We start from the raw sequence: 19,481 nt of genomic DNA, 5'->3' as shown, positions 1-19,481 counted from the left end.
GGGGAAGAGAGAGGGTGGCACGCACCCTCTCCTTTCCGATCATTCGGCCGCAGCGTTTTCGTTCGCCATGTCGGCGAGCATCGGCGTCGCCGCATCGGCGCCCGTACCCTTGCGGCGCTCTTCGAGGATCAACTCGTCGCGCGCCGTGGCGATGCGGCGGATCTGCGTCATCGTGCCACCGGTGCCGGCCGGGATGAGGCGACCGACAATGACGTTTTCCTTGAGGCCCTGCAGGCTGTCCGTCTTGCCGGCAACCGCCGCTTCCGTGAGCACCTTAGTGGTCTCCTGGAACGACGCGGCCGAGATGAAGGACGGCGTCTGCAGCGATGCCTTGGTGATGCCGAGCAGCACCGGCTCGCCGAAGGCCGGCTTCTTGCCTTCGGCAAGCAGCGCGTCGTTGACGTCCTCGAGCTCGATGCGGTCGACATTGTCGCCGACGATGTAGCTCGAGTCACCGGCGTCGGTGATTTCGACCTTCTGCAGCATCTGCCGGACGATCACCTCGATGTGCTTGTCGTTAATGACAACGCCCTGCAGGCGATAGACTTCCTGGATCTCGTTGACGAGGTAGGAGGCAAGCGCTTCCACGCCCTTGATCGCCAGGATGTCGTGCGGCGCCGGGTTGCCGTCGAGGATGTAGTCGCCCTTTTCGATGTAGTCGCCATCCTGAAGATGGAAGGGCTTGCCCTTCGGGATCAGGTACTCGACCGGCTCGACACCGTCTTCGGCCGGCTCGATCAGCACGCGACGCTTGTTCTTGTAGTCGCGGCCGAAGCGAACCGTGCCATCGATCTCGGCGATGATGGCGTGATCCTTCGGACGGCGTGCCTCGAAGAGCTCGGCAACGCGCGGCAGACCACCGGTGATGTCCTTGGTCTTGGCGCTTTCGAGCGGCGAACGGGCGAGAACGTCACCCTGGCTGACCTTCTGGCCCGGCTCGACCGAGAGGATCGCATCGACCGACAGCATGAAGCGGGCTTCGCCGCCGCGGGCGAGCTTGGCAATGCTGCCGTTCTTGTCCTTGATGACGATCGCCGGCTTCAGGTCCGTGCCGCGCGGCGTCGAACGCCAGTCGATAACCTGGCGCTTGGTGATGCCGGTCGATTCGTCCGTCGATTCCAGAACCGAGATGCCATCGACGACGTCTTCGAAGTGAACGGTACCTTCCACTTCCGTCATCATCGGACGGGTGTAGGGGTCCCACTCGGCGAAACGCTGGCCGCGCTTCACCTTGTCGCCGTCGTCGACGAAGATCTTCGAACCGTAGGCAACGCGCTGCGAGGAGCGCTCGACACCGCGTTCGTCGAGGATCTGGATCGCCATGTTGCGGCCCATGGCGACGAGGACGCCATCGGAATTGCGCAGCATGTTGCGGTTCTTGATCTGGACCGTGCCTTCGTAGGACGCTTCAAGGAACGACTGGTCGACCACGGTCGCCGTACCGCCGAGGTGGAAGGTACGCATGGTCAGCTGCGTGCCCGGCTCACCGATCGACTGCGCCGCAATGACACCGACCGCTTCACCCATGTTGACGGGCGTACCGCGGGCGAGGTCACGGCCGTAGCAGACGCCGCAGACGCCGGTCTGGATCTCGCAGGTCAGCGCCGAGCGAATGCGGACGGACTGAATGCCGGCCTTCTCGATCGTGGCAACATCGGCCTCGAGGATCATCTTGCCGGCATCGACGATGCGTTCGCCGGTAACCGGGTTGTCGATGTTGTCGAGCGCCGTACGGCCGAGGATACGCTGGCCGAGCGAGGCGACGACCTGGCCGGCATCGACGATCGCCGTCATGGTCAGGCCCTTGTCGGTGCCGCAATCGACATGCGTGACGATGCAGTCCTGCGCGACGTCGACGAGACGGCGGGTCAGGTAACCGGAGTTCGCGGTCTTCAAGGCGGTGTCCGCCAGGCCCTTACGGGCACCGTGCGTCGAGTTGAAGTACTCGTTCACGGTCAGGCCTTCCTTGAAGTTCGAGATGATCGGCGTTTCGATGATCTCGCCCGACGGCTTGGCCATGAGGCCGCGCATGCCGCCCAGCTGGCGCATCTGGTTCGGAGAACCACGAGCACCCGAGTGCGACATCATGTAGATCGAGTTCATCGGCTTCTGGCGACCATTGTCGTCAAACTCAACCGCCTTGATGCGCGCCATCATCTCTTCGGCGACCTTTTCGGTTGCCTTGCCCCAGGCGTCGACGACCTTGTTGTACTTCTCGCCCTGGGTGATCAGGCCGTCATTGTACTGCTGCTCGTATTCCTTCACGAGCGCTTCGGTGTCGCCGACAATCTTCACCTTGGTGTCCGGGATCACCATGTCGTCCTTGCCGAACGAAATGCCGGCGCGGCAGGCATGGGCGAAGCCGAGCTGCATGATCCGGTCGCAGAAGATCACCGTGTCCTTCTGGCCGCAATGGCGATAGACCGTGTCGATCATCTTCGAGATGTTCTTCTTGGTCATCTCCTGGTTGCAGATCTCGAACGGAATGTTCGGGTTCTTCGGCAGGAGCTCGCCGATGATCATGCGACCGGGCGTCGTTTCATAGATCTTCGAGACCGGGTTGCCCTCGGCGTCGACGGTCTTGTAGCGGCCGCGGATCTTGGCGTGCAGCGTGACGGCCTTGGTTTCCAGCGCATGGTGCAGTTCGCCCATGTCGGAGAAGGCCATGCCTTCACCCGGCTCGTTCTGGTTCAGGATCGACAGATAGTAGAGGCCGAGAACCATGTCCTGCGACGGAACAATGATCGGTGCGCCGTTTGCCGGATGCAGGATGTTGTTCGTCGACATCATCAGCACGCGGGCTTCAAGCTGGGCTTCGAGCGACAGCGGCACGTGAACGGCCATCTGGTCGCCGTCGAAGTCGGCGTTGAAGGCGGTGCAGACGAGCGGGTGCAGCTGGATCGCCTTGCCTTCGACCAGGATCGGCTCGAAGGCCTGGATGCCCAGGCGGTGCAGCGTCGGCGCACGGTTCAGCAGAACCGGATGCTCGCGGATGACCTCGTCGAGAATATCCCAGACTTCCGGCTTTTCCTTTTCCACCAGCTTCTTCGCCTGCTTGACGGTCGAGGAGAAGCCCTTGGCGTCGAGGCGGGCGTAGATGAACGGCTTGAAGAGTTCGAGCGCCATCTTCTTCGGAAGACCGCACTGGTGCAGCTTGAGCTCCGGACCGGTCACGATGACCGAACGGCCGGAATAGTCGACGCGCTTGCCAAGCAGGTTCTGGCGGAAGCGGCCCTGCTTGCCCTTCAGCATGTCGGAGAGCGACTTCAGCGGACGCTTGTTGGCACCGGTGATGACGCGGCCGCGACGGCCGTTGTCGAACAGGGCATCGACGGATTCCTGCAGCATGCGCTTTTCGTTGCGGATGATGATGCCCGGTGCGCGCAGTTCGATCAGCCGCTTCAGACGGTTGTTGCGGTTGATGACGCGACGGTAGAGATCGTTGAGATCCGACGTCGCGAAACGGCCGCCGTCGAGCGGCACGAGCGGACGCAGGTCCGGCGGGATCACCGGAACGACCTTCATGATCATCCACTCCGGACGGTTGCCGGACTCCATGAAGTTCTCGACGATCTTCAGCCGCTTCATCAGCTTTTTCTGCTTCAGATCCGAGCTCGTCTCGGCCATTTCGGCGCGCAGATCACCGGCGATCTTCTCGAGATTCATCGAAGCGAGCATCTCGTAGATCGCTTCGGCGCCGATCATCGCGGTGAACTGGTCTTCGCCGAACTCGTCGACCGCGATCATGTACTCTTCTTCGCTGAGGAGCTGGTTCTCCTTCAGCGACGTCAGGCCAGGTTCGGTGACGATGTAGTTTTCGAAATAGAGGACGCGCTCGATATCCTTCAGGGTCATGTCGAGCAACGTCGCGATGCGGCTCGGCAGCGACTTCAGGAACCAGATATGGGCAACGGGCGCGGCGAGCTCGATATGGCCCATGCGCTCGCGGCGAACGCGCGACAGCGTCACTTCGACGCCGCACTTTTCGCAGATGATGCCCTTGTACTTCATGCGCTTGTACTTGCCGCACAGGCACTCGTAGTCCTTGATCGGACCGAAGATGCGCGCGCAGAACAGACCGTCGCGCTCGGGCTTGAAGGTGCGGTAGTTGATCGTCTCCGGCTTCTTGATCTCACCGTAAGACCAGGAAAGAATCTTCTCCGGCGACGCGATCGAAATCCGGATGGAATCGAAGGTCTGTGCAGGCACCTGCGGATTGAAAAGATTCATGACCTCTTGGTTCATGCCTGTCTCCTTTGCGGGCTTTACGCCCTGAGCTTGGCGAGGGTGCCGGCAAATCCCGGGCGCCGGCCCCTGCCCCATAAACAGCTAAAACCGCATCGGGTGCGGCCCTGTTCCTGCCGCGGGCAAGCGAGCGCCCGGCGGCGGAAACGGTGCGCGCCGCTTTGCGGCACGCACCGGATATCACTTACTCCGCCGCGTCCGGCAGCTGCGCCGCGGTGCCGAGATCCTCAACCTTCGAGTTTTCCAACTCAACGGAGAGGCCGAGCGAGCGCATTTCCTTGACGAGAACGTTGAAGCTCTCCGGAATGCCCGCCTCGAACGTATCGTCGCCTCGGACGATCGCCTCGTAGACCTTGGTACGGCCGGCCACGTCGTCCGACTTGACCGTCAGCATTTCCTGCAGCGTGTAGGCGGCGCCGTAGGCTTCGAGCGCCCAAACCTCCATTTCGCCGAAGCGCTGGCCGCCGAACTGCGCCTTGCCGCCCAGCGGCTGCTGGGTAACGAGCGAGTACGGACCGATCGAACGGGCGTGGATCTTGTCGTCCACCAGGTGGTTGAGCTTCAGCATGTAGATGTAGCCAACTGTGACCTGGCGGTCGAAGGCCTCGCCGGTACGACCGTCATAGAGCGTCGACTGACCGGTCACCTTCAGGCCGGCCTTGTTCAACATCTCGTTGACGTCGGCCTCGACCGCGCCGTCGAAGACCGGCGTTGCAATCGACACGCCGCGGCGGGTCTGCTCGGCCAGCCGGACGATCGACTCGTCGTCGTACTGCTTGATCGGCTCGCCCTTCGGACCGGCGCCCATGACGTCGTCGATCGTCTGGCGCAACGGCTTGATGTCGCCACTCTCGTGATAGGCCTCGAGCATTGCGCCGATCTTCTTGCCCATGCCGGCGCAAGCCCAGCCCAGATGCGTCTCGAGGATCTGGCCGACGTTCATGCGCGACGGCACGCCGAGCGGGTTCAGTACCACGTCGACATGCGTGCCATCTTCGAGGAACGGCATGTCCTCGATCGGCACGATCCGCGACACGACACCCTTGTTGCCGTGACGGCCGGCCATCTTGTCGCCCGGTTGGATCTTGCGCTTCACGGCGACGAAGACCTTGACCATCTTCATGACGCCCGGAGGCATTTCGTCGCCGCGCTGGACCTTTTCGACCTTGTCCATGAAGCGCTGTTCGAGGCGCGATTTGGATTCGTCGTACTGGGCGCGAAGCGCTTCGATCTCGCCCTGAGCCTTCTCGTCCTCGACGGCGAACATCCACCACTGCGAGCGCGGATATTCGCTGATGACGGCGTTCGAAAGCTCGGTGCCCTTCCTGAAGCCCTTCGGGCCGGCAACGGCAACATGGCCGCGCAGCATGTCGATCAGGCGTGCATAGACGTTGCGGTCGAGGATCGCCTGCTCGTCGTCGCGGTCCTTGGCGAGGCGTTCGATCTCCTCGCGCTCGATCGCCATCGCGCGCTCGTCCTTCTCGACCCCGTGCCGGTTGAAGACGCGAACTTCGACAACCGTGCCGAAGGTGCCGGGCGGCATGCGCATCGACGTATCACGGACGTCCGAGGCCTTTTCGCCGAAGATGGCGCGCAGAAGCTTTTCTTCCGGCGTCATCGGGCTTTCGCCCTTCGGCGTGATCTTGCCGACCAGGATGTCGCCCGGCTGAACTTCGGCGCCGATATAGACGATGCCGGCTTCGTCCAGGTTCTTCAGCGCTTCTTCCGATACGTTCGGAATGTCGCGCGTGATTTCTTCCGGACCGAGCTTGGTGTCGCGGGCCATGACTTCGAATTCCTCGATATGAATCGAGGTGAAGACGTCATCGCGCACGATCCGCTCGGAGAGCAGGATCGAGTCTTCGTAGTTGTAGCCGTTCCAGGGCATGAAGGCGACGAGCGCATTGCGGCCGAGCGCCAGATCTCCGAGATCGGTCGACGGGCCGTCGGCGATGATGTCGCCCTTGTTGACCAGGTCGCCGACGGTGACAAGCGGACGCTGGTTCACGCAGGTGTTCTGGTTGGAACGCTGGAACTTCTGCAGCCGGTAGATATCGACGCCCGACTTCGACGGATCGAGGTCTTCGGTGGCGCGGATAACGATACGCGTCGCATCGACCTGGTCGACGACGCCGCCACGGCGGGCGGCGATCGCCGCGCCCGAGTCGCGGGCAACGACCGGCTCCATGCCGGTGCCGACGAAGGGTGCCTCGGCTCTCAGCAGCGGAACCGCCTGACGCTGCATGTTCGAGCCCATCAGCGCGCGGTTGGCGTCGTCGTTCTCAAGGAACGGGATGAGCGCCGCGGCGACCGAAACGAGCTGTTTCGGCGAAACGTCCATCAGGTTGATGTTGTCGCGCGGCGCCAGCATGACTTCGCCGGCGTGACGGCAGACGACGAACTCTTCCGCGAAGGAATTGTCGTCGTTCAGGACCGAGTTGGCCTGGGCGACGTGATACTTTGCCTCTTCCATCGCCGAAAGGTAGACCACGTCCCCGGTCACCTTGCCATCGACGATCTTGCGGTACGGACTCTCGATGAAGCCGTACTTGTTGACGCGGGCAAAAGTCGCGAGCGAGTTGATCAGACCGATGTTCGGGCCTTCCGGCGTCTCGATCGGGCAAATGCGGCCGTAATGGGTCGGATGCACGTCGCGGACTTCGAAGCCGGCGCGCTCGCGGGTCAGACCACCCGGGCCAAGAGCCGAAAGGCGGCGCTTGTGGGTGATTTCCGAGAGCGGGTTCACCTGGTCCATGAACTGCGACAGCTGCGAGGAGCCGAAGAACTCGCGAACGGCGGCAGCGGCCGGCTTCGCGTTGATCAGGTCCTGCGGCATGACGGTGTCGATCTCGATCGAGGACATGCGCTCCTTGATCGCGCGCTCCATGCGCAGGAGACCCAGGCGATACTGGTTCTCCATCAGCTCGCCGACCGAGCGGACGCGGCGGTTGCCGAGGTTGTCGATGTCGTCGATCTCGCCCTTACCGTCACGCAGTTCGACCAGCATCTTGACGACCGCGAGGATGTCTTCCTTGCGCAGCGTGCGGACCGTGTCCGGCACGTCGAGGTCGAGACGCATGTTCATCTTCACGCGGCCCACGGCCGAGAGGTCGTAGCGCTCGGCATCGAAGAACAGCGCGTTGAACATGGCTTCGGCCGAATCCATGGTCGGCGGCTCGCCCGGACGCATGACGCGATAGATGTCAAACAGCGCGTCCTGCCGGTTCTCGTTCTTGTCGGCGGTCAGCGTGTTGCGGATATAGGCACCGACATTGATGTGGTCGATGTCGAGGACCGGAATCTCGTCGAACCCGGCCGCCAGGATGACGGGAAGCGTCTTCTCGTCGATCTCGTCGCCGGCTTCCAGGTAGATTTCGCCGGTTTCGACGTTGACGACGTCTTCGGCGAGGTAGTTGCCGTAAAGGTCGTCATCGGTCGCCTTGAGCGCCTTCAGCCCCTTGTCCTGCAATTGACGCAGCAAGCGCGGCGTCAGCTTCTTGCCGGCCTCGACGACGACTTCGCCGCTGTCGGCGTCGATCATGTCGGCAAGCGCCTTCTGGCCCTTGAGCGCATCCGGCTGGAACGGCACGCGCCAGCCATCGCCGTCGCGCTGGTAGAGCGACTTCGTATAGAAGGTGTCGAGGATTTCCTCGCCGTCCATGCCGAGTGCCATCAGCAGCGACGTCACCGGAATCTTGCGGCGGCGGTCGATGCGGGCATGGACGATGTCCTTGGCGTCAAACTCGATGTCGAGCCAGGAACCGCGGTACGGAATGACGCGTGCGGCGAAGAGCAGTTTGCCGGACGAATGGCTCTTGCCCTTGTCATGGTCGAAGAAGACGCCCGGCGACCGGTGCATCTGCGAAACGATGACGCGCTCGGTCCCGTTGACGATGAAGGTACCGTTGTCCGTCATGAGCGGCATGTCGCCCATGTAGACGTTCTGTTCCTTGATGTCCTTGATCGACTTCGCGCCGGTATCCTCGTCGATATCGAACACGATCAGGCGCAGGGTCACCTTGAGCGGTGCCGCATAGGTCAGGTCGCGCTGGCGGCATTCCTCGACGTCGAACTTCGGCGGTTCGAATTCGTAGGACACGAATTCGAGCATCGAAGCGCCCGAAAAATCCTTGATCGGAAATACCGACTTGAAAACAGCTTGAAGTCCCTCGTCGGGACGCCCGCCTGCGGGCTCTTCGACCATGAGGAACTGGTCGTAGGACGCCTTCTGGACCTCGATGAGGTTCGGCATCTCTGCGACTTCGGGGATCTTTCCAAAAAACTTGCGTACGCGCCTACGACCGTTGAACGAAAGGGTCTGAGCCATCGTCGCTCCTTGTCAATCTTGCATCCGGGCCTGCAACGGACGGGAACCGATGGCCAGTCGATCCCGTCGATCAAATGAGTCGTTCAATCTCGTCAAGCTTTCGAAAGACGCCAGCACGGATTGCTGTGCTGTCCTTCAATCGCGACCATCCTCTTGAAGAACCCATTACCCAAAAGCCGTTTTCGACAGGCTTTTGGGTAATATGTTCCAAAAACGGTCAAAGAGAGGCGGCCCAAAGGGCCCCCTCCCTTCGCATGTCGTCGAATTACTTGACGTCAACCTTGGCGCCAGCGTCTTCGAGCTTCTTCTTGAGGTCGGCAGCTTCAGCCTTGGAAACTGCTTCCTTGACAGCCTTCGGAGCGCCTTCGACCAGGTCCTTGGCTTCCTTGAGGCCGAGGCCGGTGATGGCGCGGACTTCCTTGATGACGTTGATCTTGTTCGCGCCGGCATCCGTCAGGATGACGTCGAACTCGGTCTTCTCTTCTTCTGCAGCGGCAGCAGCGCCGCCAGCAGCACCGCCGACGGCAGCAACGGCTACCGGAGCAGCGGCGGAAACGCCCCACTTTTCTTCGAGCAGCTTGGAAAGCTCAGCAGCTTCCAGGACGGTCAGCGAGGAGAGGTCTTCAACGATCTTTGCGAGATCAGCCATTTTACTTTTCCTTTTGTTCGGTTCGAACTGGTTTTGATTACAACAGCGAAATTCCGCCTCAGGCGGCTTCGTCCTTCTTGGCATAGGCCGAGAACACGCGGGCAAGCTGGCTTGCCGGTGCTGCGACAACCGTCGCGACGCGGGTTGCCGGGGCATTGAGAAGGCCCAGCAGCTTCGCGCGCAGCTCGTCCAGCGAAGGCAGGGTCGCGAGCGACTTGACTGCTTCCGGGTTGAGCGTGGTTGTCCCCATGGCGCCGCCCAGGACAACGAGCTTGTCGTTGGTCTTGGCGAAATCCATGACGACCTTCGGAGCCGTTACGGGATCGGCGCTGTAAGCGATCAGCGTCTGTCCCTTGAAGAGATTGGTCATCCCTTCAGACTCCGTGCCCTGAAGAGCGATCTTGGCCAGGCGGTTTTTCGCGACTTTGACGGTGCCGCCAGCAGCGCGCATCTTCGAACGGAAGTCGTTCATCTGCGCAACTGTGACACCAGCATAGTGGGCCACGACAACCGAACCGGAAGCCTTGAAGACTTCGTTCAGCTCCGTGACGAATTCGCGTTTTTCCGCTCTTTCCACTGTCTGTCTCCAGTTGACAGGGTTGCTCATCGCAGCCCTGCCGGGTTTGCCTTTGTCACCCGGGATCATGCTCGATCCCAAGCAACGCTTAAGGATCCTGTCCCTTGGCGTTCCCGGATAGCCGGGTCTGACACAAGGCAAGCGAGGTTCGAACCGAATTTCGACGCCTGCGGCGTCACTTGAAATCCAGATCTTACCCGTCTCATGCGGGCAATGGTGATTAAGGTAGAACCACCCGCAATCTCGGACAGGAATTCCGGGCCGGAAGCCCGGATATTTCCGGCCCCGAAAGGCCGGAAATTCGGTTTCGGGCCGAAGCCCGTGATTCCGTTAGGCGACGCTGAGCGTTGCCGGATCGATCTTGAGGCCGGGACCCATCGTCGAGGAGATCGCCACGCGCTTGACGTAGTTACCCTTCGCGCCGGTCGGCTTCGCCTTGATCACCGCGTCTGCGAAGGCGCGGATGTTCTCTTCCAGCGCCTTGGCATCGAAGGATGCCTTGCCGACGCCGGCGTGAACGATACCAGCCTTTTCGACGCGGAACTCGACGGCGCCGCCCTTCGAAGCCTTGACGGCCGCAGCGACGTCCATGGTGACGGTTCCGACCTTCGGGTTCGGCATCATGCCGCGCGGACCGAGAACCTTGCCGAGACGGCCGACGAGCGGCATCATGTCGGGGGTCGCGATGCAGCGATCGAAGTCGATCTTGCCGCCCTGAACGATTTCGACGAGGTCTTCCGCGCCGACGATGTCGGCGCCGGCAGCCTTGGCCTCCTCGGCCTTCGCACCACGTGCGAACACGGCGACACGAACCGAGCGGCCGGTGCCGTTCGGCAGGTTGACGACGCCGCGGACCATCTGGTCGGCATGGCGAGGGTCGACGCCGAGGTTCATCGCCACTTCGATCGTCTCGTCGAACTTGGCGGTCGCACGCTCCTTGACGAGCGTCACGGCTTCGGTGAGGCCGTAGACCTTCGCCGGATCAATGCCCTCGCGGGACTTCTGTACACGCTTTGCAATCTTCGCCATGGTCTTAGCCCGTCACTTCCAGGCCCATGGAGCGGGCGGAGCCCTCGACCATTGCCATTGCGCCTTCGATATCGGCCGCGTTGAGGTCCTTCATCTTGGCCTCGGCGATCGTGCGGATCTGAGCCTTCGAGATCGAGCCGGCCTTCGCCTTACCCGGGGTCTTCGAACCGGACTGGATCTTCGCTTCGCGCTTCAGGAAGTAGCTGACCGGCGGCTGCTTCATGACGAAGGTGAAGGACTTGTCCTGGTAATAGGTGATGACGACCGGAATCGGCATACCCTTTTCCATTTCCTGCGTGGCGGCGTTGAACGCCTTGCAGAATTCCATGATGTTAATGCCGCGCTGACCAAGCGCAGGACCGATCGGCGGCGACGGGTTCGCCGAGCCGGCCTTGACCTGCAGCTTGAGCTGGCCTGCAACTTTCTTAGCCATTTCTCTCTGCCTCTCTTTGCCCCACCCGGCAAACCGGAAGCGGGAACTGTTCAGCCGGTTGCCCGGCTCCTTGCCGGTCGGTTGACCGGCGGCTGCGGTTGCGTGGTGCGGATAGACCGGTCTGGCTAAGACCGGCTCCCTCCCACGCGCATGCGGATCACTCCGCCGGAGCAGGCCGACATGTCAGCCTGCCCATTCTCATAAGCTTGCGTTCTTTCAGACCTTCTCGACCTGGCCGTATTCCAGCTCGACCGGCGTGGCGCGGCCGAAGATCGACACCTCGACCTTCAGGCGCGAGCGCTCCTCGTCGACATCCTGCACGATGCCGTTGAAGGAGGCGAATGGCCCATCCGACACGCGGACCTGCTCGCCGATTTCAAACGAGACCGAAGGCTTCGGACGCTCGACGCCATCCTGGACCTGACCGAGGATCCGATCCGCCTCATGGTCCGGGATCGGCACCGGCTTGCTGTCGGTGCCAAGAAAACCGGTGACCTTCGGCGTGTTCTTGATGAGGTGGTAAGCCTCGTCCGTCAAATTCGCCCGCACGAGAACGTAGCCCGGGAAGAACTTCCGCTCGGAATCGACCTTGCGGCCGCGACGGACCTCAACGACTTTCTCGGTCGGAACGAGAATCTTCTCAAACAGATGCGAGAGACCCTTCTGCCTCGCCTTCTCCTCGATCGATTCGGCGACCTTCTTCTCGAAATTTGAATAGGCGTGAACGATGTACCAGCGCGCAGCCATCTAACCCTCCACCCAAATCAAGCGCCAACGTTGAGGATCAGGCTCATCAGCCAACCCATCAACTGGTCCGCACCAAAGAAGAAGGCGGCGGCAAAAGAGACCATGACGAAGACCATCAGCGTCGAGATCGTCGTCTCGCGCCGCGAAGGCCAAGTCACTTTTGACGTTTCGGAGCGTACTTGCTGCAGAAACGTGAACGGATTCGTTTTGGATGCCATAAAATGCTCACGCCATTACGGCGCGTAAAGCCGATGTGTCAGCCCCACGCACCGCGTGTCTGTTTGGACCCTACATAAAGACCGATTCCAAAAACCACAAGAGCCGATCGGTCTTTTTTGTGAATATATGAACGGCCGCGCCGCCCGTCCCGCACATTCTGGCCGAAGTCAAACAACAGGGCAAGAAGGAGGGAAAATGGCAGGGGCAGAGGGGCTCGAACCCCCGACCTGCGGTTTTGGAGACCGCCGCTCTACCAACTGAGCTATACCCCTAGACGAGACACACAACCGTGACCGGCTGCATCCTCGAGACTGCGGCTTCTTATTCAGTTTGCCGGATGCTTTCAAGCGCATTTGCAACAAAAGAGCAAAAAGTGCCAAGAAAAGTTTCTCATGGCCGTAGGCTACCCCAGCGCGCAGCCGCTACGTGCCAGGCTGCACATATTTCCGCCAATCATGCTCCTCCTTGAAGCCGAGGACCTCGCGGATCTTTCGGTTCGACAGAAGCCCCTCGAACTCGCCGATCTCTCTGGTGAAGGGCACGTTCGGATAGAACTGCCTGGCGAGCTCGCGGGTCGGCGTGTTGGCCGACACGGTGTCGTTGCAGGCGTTGAAGACCGCGAAGCCGAGCCCGTCCTTTTCGATGCAAAGCTTGACGATCTGCCCCAGGTCGCGCGCATCGATATAGCTCCAGGCAATCCGCTTGCGGATCTCCGGATGCGCGAAAAAGTGGGGAAAGCGTTCGTATTCGTGCGGCTCGATCACGTTGCCGATGCGCAGTGCATAGATATCGAAGCCGGACCGCTCCGCAAAGGCGCGGGCGGTCTTTTCGTTTACCACTTTGGAGAGCCCGTAGGAATCCATCGGATCGACGTCGTAGTCCTCCTCCAGCGGAAAGCTGTGGAAGTCGCGATGCCCCTCGGCAAAGCAGACCCCGTAGGTGGTCTCGCTCGACGCGACGATGATCTTGCGGATGCCGAGCTTCACCGCCGCCTCGATGACGTTGTAGGTGCCCATCACATTGACCCGGAAGGTCTCGTTGTCCGGCTTGATGAGGATGCGTGGAATGGCCGCGAAGTGGACCACGGCATCGAAGGGTTGCGGCCCCCTGCCCTGATCCGCGCGGCTCTGTTCCCCCCTGGCCTGTTCCATGTCGGGAAAATCCCGATGCATCGACAGCGCGTTGAACATCTGGCCGCTGTCGGTGATGTCGGCGATCAGGTTGGTGACGCCGGGGCTGTCGAGCGGAACAAGGTCGACATTGTGCACTTCATAGCCGGCTTCGACGAGATAGGGCACGGCATGCCGGCCGGCCTTACCGGCGCCACCGGTAAAGAGAATCCGCTTCTTCACGATCTGCTCCTCCGCCTCTGACGACGCAGGAGCCTGCCACTCCGGCGAGACACATTCAAGTTGCGACGGCGGCGAACAGCAGAAACAAAGGACCCCGCGGTTGCCCGCGGGGTCCTTGAAAACCGGCAAAAGCCCGAATTACTCGACGATGCCGGCGCCGCGTGCAAATCGCGCTTGCGCGCCATTTGCACCTTCCTTGCTGCCTCGGCAGCTCACGGCATCGCCTTTCCGACCGTTACTCGACGATGGAGGCGACGATGCCGGCGCCGCGTGCAAATCGCGCTTGCGCACCATTTGCACCTTCCTTGCCGCCGTCGGCAGCTTACGGCATCGCCTTTCCGATCGTTACTCGACGATGGAGGCGACGATGCCGGCGCCGACGGTGCGGCCGCCTTCACGGATAGCGAAGCGCAGCTTCTCTTCCATGGCGATCGGCACGATCAGCTCGACGTCGACCGTCACGTTGTCGCCCGGCATCACCATTTCCGTGCCTTCCGGCAGCGTCACGATGCCCGTCACGTCCGTCGTGCGGAAGTAGAACTGCGGGCGGTAGTTGGTGAAGAACGGCGTATGACGGCCGCCTTCTTCCTTCGTCAGGATGTAGGCTTCGGCCTTGAACTTGCGGTGCGGCTTGACCGAACCCGGCTTGCACAGAACCTGACCGCGCTCGACGCCGTTGCGGTCGACACCGCGCAGCAGCGCGCCGATGTTGTCGCCGGCCTGGCCCTGGTCGAGCAGCTTGCGGAACATTTCAACGCCCGTGCAGGTCGTCTTCGTCGTCGGACGGATGCCGACGATCTCGATTTCCTCACCGACCTTGACGATGCCGCGCTCGACGCGGCCGGTCACGACCGTGCCGCGGCCGGAGATCGAGAACACGTCTTCGATCGGCATCAGGAACGGCTGGTCGATCGGACGCTCCGGCGTCGGGATGTAGGCGTCGACCGCAGCCATCAGCTCGCGGATCGCGTCTTCGCCGATCTTCTTGTCGGAGTCTTCGAGAGCGGCAAGCGCCGAACCCTTGATGATCGGAATGTCGTCGCCCGGGAATTCGTAGGACGACAAGAGTTCGCGCACTTCCAGCTCGACGAGCTCGAGAAGCTCGGCGTCGTCGACCTGGTCGACCTTGTTCAGGAACACGACGATCGCCGGAACGCCGACCTGGCGGGCGAGCAGGATGTGCTCGCGGGTCTGCGGCATCGGGCCGTCGGCGGCGGACACAACCAGGATCGCGCCGTCCATCTGCGCCGCACCGGTGATCATGTTCTTGACGTAGTCGGCGTGGCCGGGGCAGTCGACGTGCGCATAGTGGCGGGCCGGCGTCTCGTATTCGACGTGCGCCGTCGAAATGGTGATGCCACGCGCCTTCTCTTCCGGCGCAGCGTCGATCTGGTCATACGCCTTGAATTCGCCGAAGTACTTGGTGATCGCTGCAGTCAGCGACGTCTTGCCATGGTCAACGTGGCCAATCGTGCCGATGTTGACGTGCGGCTTGTTGCGCTCGAATTTGCTCTTTGCCATGGGTACGCTTCCTGTGGTCAAATACGATGGATCAGCCGGCGAGGCCGGTTTGTGCAGCCGTTTAAGGGTTTCGCGGCATTTGCGCAAGACTTAATTGCGTCCGCCCGGACGGCAAGGTCCCGGCCTCTTCTAAACATCGGAAAGAAGACGCGCCGCGCGAGACCGGATAAACTTCCCAAATCGAAAAAGCCCGATAAATCAACGCTATGTGATGCTTTTCTCAAGTGGCACACTTACGTCCAATGCGACCAAGTTTCTGGCCCACGACGGTGACCGACATGTCGACCTCGCTCAGGTCGCGCAGCGCGCTCGGCAGAAGATCAACTCTCGAAGGAGGTATTGCGCCTGCAGGTGACTCGTCGTCCGCCGTCCCGGCGATTAATCGTGGAAATTGTGACACCTGCAACCCGCGTGGCCACAAGCCAGTTCACTGATCGGGAGCTTTTTCGAAAGTCCCGCCAATGGCGCGGTCAAGATGGGTGTAGCCGCCATCGGGGAACAGCCACTGCCCCGTCATATGGCTGGCGCGGCTCGACAACAGGAACGCACAAGTGTCGGCGATTTCGCGTGCCGTCGTCATGCGGTGGCCCAACGGAATGCGGCGTACGATTTGTTGGAGTGTTGCTTCGCCGTCAGGCAAGGTATCCAGCCAGCGCCTGTAGAGCGGTGTCATTACCTCCGCGACGACGATGGCATTTACGCGGACCTGGTCAGGCAGAAATTCGACAGCCCATTCGCGGGTAAGCCCGAGTTGGGCGGCTTTGGCGGCAACGTAGGCCGAGGTGCCGCCCTGACCGGTCAAGGCTGTCTTGGAACTGATGTTGACAATGGCGCCGTGCGTTGCCCGCAGATCGTCCCTGAGCGCGTGGACCATCGTATAGTAATGGACGAGATTTTGGTTCAGGCTTTCGCGAAAGGCAGCCGGGCCCCGGTCAATGCCGACCCCATCATTCGCGCCGGCATTGTTGACGAGGCCGTAGACAGTACCGTGTCGAGACCGCACGGTCTCGATCGCAGACCGGCAGGCATCATCATTGGAGAGTTCTGCCTGCACAAAATCTGCACCGGTCCGGCTAAGCCAATCCGGATCAGGCGACCGCCGGGCGACAATGACCGGCCGCGCGCCTTCCTCAGAAAGAACCTCCGTTATACCGGCACCGATACCCGAGCCGCCACCGGTTACCACGACGACCTTGCCTTGCAGATGGAGATCCATCATGCGCCTCTGAAACGGTAGTTTTCGAGACTCTCCGGCTTCATCTCGATCGAGAAACCGGGGGCCTGCGGCGGCATGTAGGCAGCGCCGCGGACGACACATGGATTGATGAAGTGCTCGTGAAGATGATCGACAAACTCGATCACCCGTCCCTCCCGTGTTCCGGCGATGCAGAGGTAATCGATCATGGACATGTGCTGCACATACTCGCAAAGGCCGACGCCACCCGCATGGGGGCAAACCTTCAGGCCGTATTTGGCTGCCATCAGCATCACGGCCAGGACTTCGTTCAGCCCGCCCAGACGGCAACTGTCGATCTGCACCACATCGATAGCGCCCCGCATGATGAACTGCTTGAACAGGATGCGGTTCTGGCACATCTCGCCGGTCGCAACCTGCACGGGGGAAACGCCCTCCCGTATCATGCGATGGCCCTCCACATCATCAGGGCTTGTCGGTTCTTCGATGAACCAAGGGTTAACGAAGGCAAGCTTCTTCACCCAGTCAATCGCCTGGTCGACTTCCCAGACCTGATTGGCGTCGATCATCAGATTGACGTCCGGCCCGACCTCGTCGCGCGCGATGGTAAGGCGGCGAATGTCGTCCTCGATATCGCGGCCGACCTTCATCTTGACGTGGCGGAAGCCCGCATCAACCGCCTCACGGCACAGGCGGCGCAGCTTGGCGTCGTCATAACCGAGCCAACCGGCTGAAGTCGTATAACAGGGATAGCCCTCCGCCTTCAGGATGGCGGTGCGCTCTTGCTTTTCCCGAGCCTGCTCCGTCAGGAAGCTGAGCGCCCATTCCGGCGTAATGCAATCGGTGAGGTAACGGAAATCGATGCAGCGAACGAGCTCCTCAGGCGACATATCCGCAACCAGCCGCCAGACCGGCTTGCCCTCGATTTTCGCCCAAAGGTCCCAGGCCGCATTCACGACCGCGCCCGTTGCGAGATGGATGGCTCCCTTGTCGGGGCCAATCCAGCGAAGCTGGCTATCGGACGTTACATGCCGCCAAAAGCGCCCCATGTCCTGCGCGATCCAGTTCATGTCGAGGCCAACGACCAGCGGACGCAGTGCTTCGATGGCCGCCACGCAAATCTCGTTGCCGCGGCCGATAGTAAAGGTGAGACCGTGGCCTTCGTGCGGACCGTCCGTCTCCAGGACCACATACGCGGCAGAATAGTCTGGATCGGGGTTCATCGCGTCAGACCCATCCAGGTGCTGGCTTGTCGGGAAGCGCACGTCGACGGTGCGAAGACCAGTAATCTTCATGTCTTGATAACCTTCTGCGTTTGCTCGCCTAGTCCTTCGATGCCGAGCCGAATCGTCTCGCCGCCCTTCAGGAAGACAGGGGGAATCTGACCGAGCCCGACGCCGGGCGGCGTCCCGCTGGAAATCACGTCGCCGGGCTGCAGGGATAGGAAGCGTGTGAGATAGCTGATGATATGGGCCACGCCGAATATCATCGTCGCGGTCGAGCCGTTCTGGTAGCGATGGCCGTCGACCTCCAGCCACATTTTCAGATTGCCGACATCGGGGACTTCGTCCGGCGTCACCAGCCAGGGGCCGATCGGGCCGAACGTGTCGCAGCCCTTGCCCTTGTCCCAGGTGCCGCCGCGCTCGATCTGCCATTCGCGCTCGGATACGTCGTTGACGACGCAATAGCCGGCAACATGCGACAGCGCATCCGCCTCCTCGATATAGCGGCCACCCTTGCCGATAACGATGCCGAGTTCCACTTCCCAGTCGGTCTTGACCGAGCCGCGCGGGATTTCGACGTCGTCGTTCGGGCCGCAGATAGCGCTGGTCCATTTGTTGAAGACCACCGGCTCCTTGGGGATCTCGGCGCCGGTTTCGGCGGCGTGGTCGGCATAGTTGAGGCCGATGCAGATGAACTTGCCGACGCGGCCGACGCAGGGCCCGATTCGGGGATTCCCTTCGACCAGGGGCAAGCTGGAGACATCGAGTGCCGCTAGTCGGCTGAGGTTCTCCGGCAACAACACGTCGCCAGCAATGTCGGCTGCATACCCGGAGATATCACGGATACGACCATCGTGGTCGAGGAGACCGGGCTTTTCCCGCCCGACGGGGCCATAGCGAAGAAGTTTCATTTTGCCGTCTCGATAGAGGACCCGGAGAGTTTGGTCTCCGGGTTGGATGGTGTGATCAATCGTAGAGGACTGCGGAGATTTCCGGGTCGTCGATATTGGTCTTGTCATACCAGTAGAAGCCGGTATCGATGTTCTTCTCGACCTTCTCACCCTTGGAAGCAGCGACGGCGGCCTTGACCGTCTCGTAGCCGATACCCACCGGGTTCTGAGTGATCGCGCCTGCCATCAAGCCCTCGCGGATTGCATCCTTCTGCGCCTTGCCGGAATCGTAGCCGATGATCACGATCTTGGCGCCGGATTCCTTCACGCCGTTGACCACGCCGACCGCCGAGCCCTCGTTCGTGCCGAAGATGCCCTTGATATCGGGATTGGCTGTCAGGATCGCCTTGGTGATCTCCGTCGATTTCAAATGGTCGCCGCCGCCGTACTCGATCGCAACGATCTCGATGTTAGGATGCGCTTCCTTCATCCGGTTGACAAAGCCGTCGCGACGATCAACACCGGTGCGCGAGGTCTGGTCGTGGGCGACAACGGCGACTTTGCCGGCATCGCCGATCAGTTCGGCGAGCGTGTCGGCTGCGAGCGCCGCTGCGGCGACGTTGTTAGTCGATGCCGTCGCAACGGGGATATCGCTGTCAACGCCGGAATCGAAGGCGATGACCGGAATGTTGGCCTCCTTCGCCTGCTTCAGCAGCGGAATTGCCGCCTGGCTGTCGAGGGCGGCGAAGCCGATGGCCGCCGGCTTCTTGGCGAGGGCGGCTGCCAGCATGTCGATCTGCTTGTCAACCTGGCTTTCGTTGTCCGGCCCCTCGAACGTTACCTCGACGCCGAATTCGGCTCCCGCCTGGTCGGCGCCAGCCTTAACGGCCTGCCAGAACTGGTGTTGGAAGCCCTTGGAAATAAGCGGCACATAGAGCTTGTCCTGTGCGCTTGCCCCTGTCGCTGCACCGAGCAGCGAAATTGCTGCAACTGCACTCAGTAGAGTCCGTCTCGTGAACATGTTTCCTCCTTGTGTTCACTACTGCATGAAATTTTCGACCGTGGGAAATCAGC

General features: G+C 61.4%; 14 protein-coding genes, 1 tRNA gene and 1 pseudogene. All 16 read right to left on the bottom strand.

Features of this window, described 5'->3' with window-relative positions; genetic code table 11:
• Nucleotides 1-39: 39 nt before the first annotated feature.
• The 16 genes and pseudogenes from rpoC to NXT3_RS07110 all read right to left on the bottom strand — a co-directional run bounded on the left by rpoC (nucleotide 40) and on the right by NXT3_RS07110 (nucleotide 19,428).
• On the bottom strand, nucleotides 40-4,245 hold the full coding sequence (gene rpoC, locus NXT3_RS07180; protein ID WP_037427195.1) for a DNA-directed RNA polymerase subunit beta': 4,206 nt from the start codon (nucleotides 4,243-4,245) through the stop codon (nucleotides 40-42).
• 184 nt (nucleotides 4,246-4,429) lie between these two features.
• On the bottom strand, nucleotides 4,430-8,572 hold the full coding sequence (gene rpoB, locus NXT3_RS07175; RefSeq protein ID WP_104839024.1) for a DNA-directed RNA polymerase subunit beta: 4,143 nt from the start codon (nucleotides 8,570-8,572) through the stop codon (nucleotides 4,430-4,432).
• A gap of 265 nt (nucleotides 8,573-8,837) precedes the next feature.
• Nucleotides 8,838-9,221, bottom strand: a complete 384-nt coding sequence (gene rplL, locus NXT3_RS07170) for a 50S ribosomal protein L7/L12 (protein ID WP_037382910.1) — start codon at nucleotides 9,219-9,221, stop codon at nucleotides 8,838-8,840.
• 58 nt (nucleotides 9,222-9,279) lie between these two features.
• Nucleotides 9,280-9,798 carry a 50S ribosomal protein L10 gene (gene rplJ / locus NXT3_RS07165; RefSeq protein ID WP_037427189.1) on the bottom strand — a complete coding sequence of 173 codons (519 nt, stop codon included), beginning with the start codon at nucleotides 9,796-9,798 and terminating at the stop codon, nucleotides 9,280-9,282.
• Nucleotides 9,799-10,128: 330 nt separating this feature from the next.
• Nucleotides 10,129-10,827, bottom strand: a complete 699-nt coding sequence (gene rplA, locus NXT3_RS07160) for a 50S ribosomal protein L1 (RefSeq protein WP_097540698.1) — start codon at nucleotides 10,825-10,827, stop codon at nucleotides 10,129-10,131.
• Nucleotides 10,828-10,831: 4 nt separating this feature from the next.
• Nucleotides 10,832-11,260, bottom strand: coding sequence for a 50S ribosomal protein L11 (rplK, locus tag NXT3_RS07155; protein ID WP_034858872.1), 429 nt, complete (start codon nucleotides 11,258-11,260; stop codon nucleotides 10,832-10,834).
• A gap of 216 nt (nucleotides 11,261-11,476) precedes the next feature.
• Nucleotides 11,477-12,007, bottom strand: coding sequence for a transcription termination/antitermination protein NusG (nusG, locus tag NXT3_RS07150; protein WP_018239477.1), 531 nt, complete (start codon nucleotides 12,005-12,007; stop codon nucleotides 11,477-11,479).
• 17 nt (nucleotides 12,008-12,024) lie between these two features.
• Nucleotides 12,025-12,225: a preprotein translocase subunit SecE gene (secE, locus tag NXT3_RS07145; protein ID WP_012707741.1), complete on the bottom strand. Its 201-nt coding sequence runs from the start codon at nucleotides 12,223-12,225 to the stop codon at nucleotides 12,025-12,027.
• Nucleotides 12,226-12,422: 197 nt separating this feature from the next.
• Nucleotides 12,423-12,498: transfer RNA gene (locus tag NXT3_RS07140), tRNA-Trp, on the bottom strand.
• A 150-nt stretch (nucleotides 12,499-12,648) separates the two neighbouring features.
• Nucleotides 12,649-13,578 carry an NAD-dependent epimerase/dehydratase family protein gene (locus NXT3_RS07135; protein WP_097528046.1) on the bottom strand — a complete coding sequence of 310 codons (930 nt, stop codon included), beginning with the start codon at nucleotides 13,576-13,578 and terminating at the stop codon, nucleotides 12,649-12,651.
• Between the two features lie 345 nt (nucleotides 13,579-13,923).
• Nucleotides 13,924-15,099, bottom strand: coding sequence for an elongation factor Tu (tuf, locus tag NXT3_RS07130; protein ID WP_095677935.1), 1,176 nt, complete (start codon nucleotides 15,097-15,099; stop codon nucleotides 13,924-13,926).
• Between the two features lie 250 nt (nucleotides 15,100-15,349).
• Nucleotides 15,350-15,478, bottom strand: a pseudogene (locus NXT3_RS33220) (alpha-hydroxy-acid oxidizing protein); the annotation flags it as partial.
• A gap of 48 nt (nucleotides 15,479-15,526) precedes the next feature.
• A complete protein-coding gene (locus NXT3_RS07125) occupies nucleotides 15,527-16,315 on the bottom strand; it encodes an L-fucose dehydrogenase (protein WP_104839023.1) in 789 nt (262 codons plus the stop codon).
• A complete protein-coding gene (locus NXT3_RS07120) occupies nucleotides 16,315-17,589 on the bottom strand; it encodes an L-fuconate dehydratase (RefSeq protein ID WP_104839022.1) in 1,275 nt (424 codons plus the stop codon). The genes NXT3_RS07125 and NXT3_RS07120 overlap by 1 nt, the downstream gene beginning before the upstream one ends.
• Nucleotides 17,586-18,428: an ureidoglycolate lyase gene (locus NXT3_RS07115; RefSeq protein ID WP_097526395.1), complete on the bottom strand. Its 843-nt coding sequence runs from the start codon at nucleotides 18,426-18,428 to the stop codon at nucleotides 17,586-17,588. The genes NXT3_RS07120 and NXT3_RS07115 overlap by 4 nt, the downstream gene beginning before the upstream one ends.
• Before the next feature lie 55 nt (nucleotides 18,429-18,483).
• Nucleotides 18,484-19,428 carry an ABC transporter substrate-binding protein gene (locus tag NXT3_RS07110; protein ID WP_037414239.1) on the bottom strand — a complete coding sequence of 315 codons (945 nt, stop codon included), beginning with the start codon at nucleotides 19,426-19,428 and terminating at the stop codon, nucleotides 18,484-18,486.
• Between the last annotated feature and the right edge of the window lie 53 nt (nucleotides 19,429-19,481).

The sequence above is a fragment of the Sinorhizobium fredii genome (assembly GCF_002944405.1).
In the GTDB taxonomy this organism is placed as follows: Bacteria; Pseudomonadota; Alphaproteobacteria; order Rhizobiales; family Rhizobiaceae; genus Sinorhizobium; species Sinorhizobium fredii_C.
Note: the sequence above shows the minus strand (reverse complement) of the source record. Positions and strands in the feature narration are given on the sequence as shown.

Coding starts and splice junctions, on each gene's coding strand:
- rpoC (WP_037427195.1), bottom strand. CDS start 4,245: ATGAACCAAGAGGTCATGAATCTTTTCAATCCGCAGGTGCCTGCACAG.
- rpoB (WP_104839024.1), bottom strand. CDS start 8,572: ATGGCTCAGACCCTTTCGTTCAACGGTCGTAGGCGCGTACGCAAGTTT.
- rplL (WP_037382910.1), bottom strand. CDS start 9,221: ATGGCTGATCTCGCAAAGATCGTTGAAGACCTCTCCTCGCTGACCGTC.
- rplA (WP_097540698.1), bottom strand. CDS start 10,827: ATGGCGAAGATTGCAAAGCGTGTACAGAAGTCCCGCGAGGGCATTGAT.
- rplK (WP_034858872.1), bottom strand. CDS start 11,260: ATGGCTAAGAAAGTTGCAGGCCAGCTCAAGCTGCAGGTCAAGGCCGGC.
- nusG (WP_018239477.1), bottom strand. CDS start 12,007: ATGGCTGCGCGCTGGTACATCGTTCACGCCTATTCAAATTTCGAGAAG.
- secE (WP_012707741.1), bottom strand. CDS start 12,225: ATGGCATCCAAAACGAATCCGTTCACGTTTCTGCAGCAAGTACGCTCC.
- tuf (WP_095677935.1), bottom strand. CDS start 15,099: ATGGCAAAGAGCAAATTCGAGCGCAACAAGCCGCACGTCAACATCGGC.
- NXT3_RS07125 (WP_104839023.1), bottom strand. CDS start 16,315: ATGGATCTCCATCTGCAAGGCAAGGTCGTCGTGGTAACCGGTGGCGGC.
- NXT3_RS07120 (WP_104839022.1), bottom strand. CDS start 17,589: ATGAAGATTACTGGTCTTCGCACCGTCGACGTGCGCTTCCCGACAAGC.
- NXT3_RS07115 (WP_097526395.1), bottom strand. CDS start 18,428: ATGAAACTTCTTCGCTATGGCCCCGTCGGGCGGGAAAAGCCCGGTCTC.
- NXT3_RS07110 (WP_037414239.1), bottom strand. CDS start 19,428: ATGTTCACGAGACGGACTCTACTGAGTGCAGTTGCAGCAATTTCGCTG.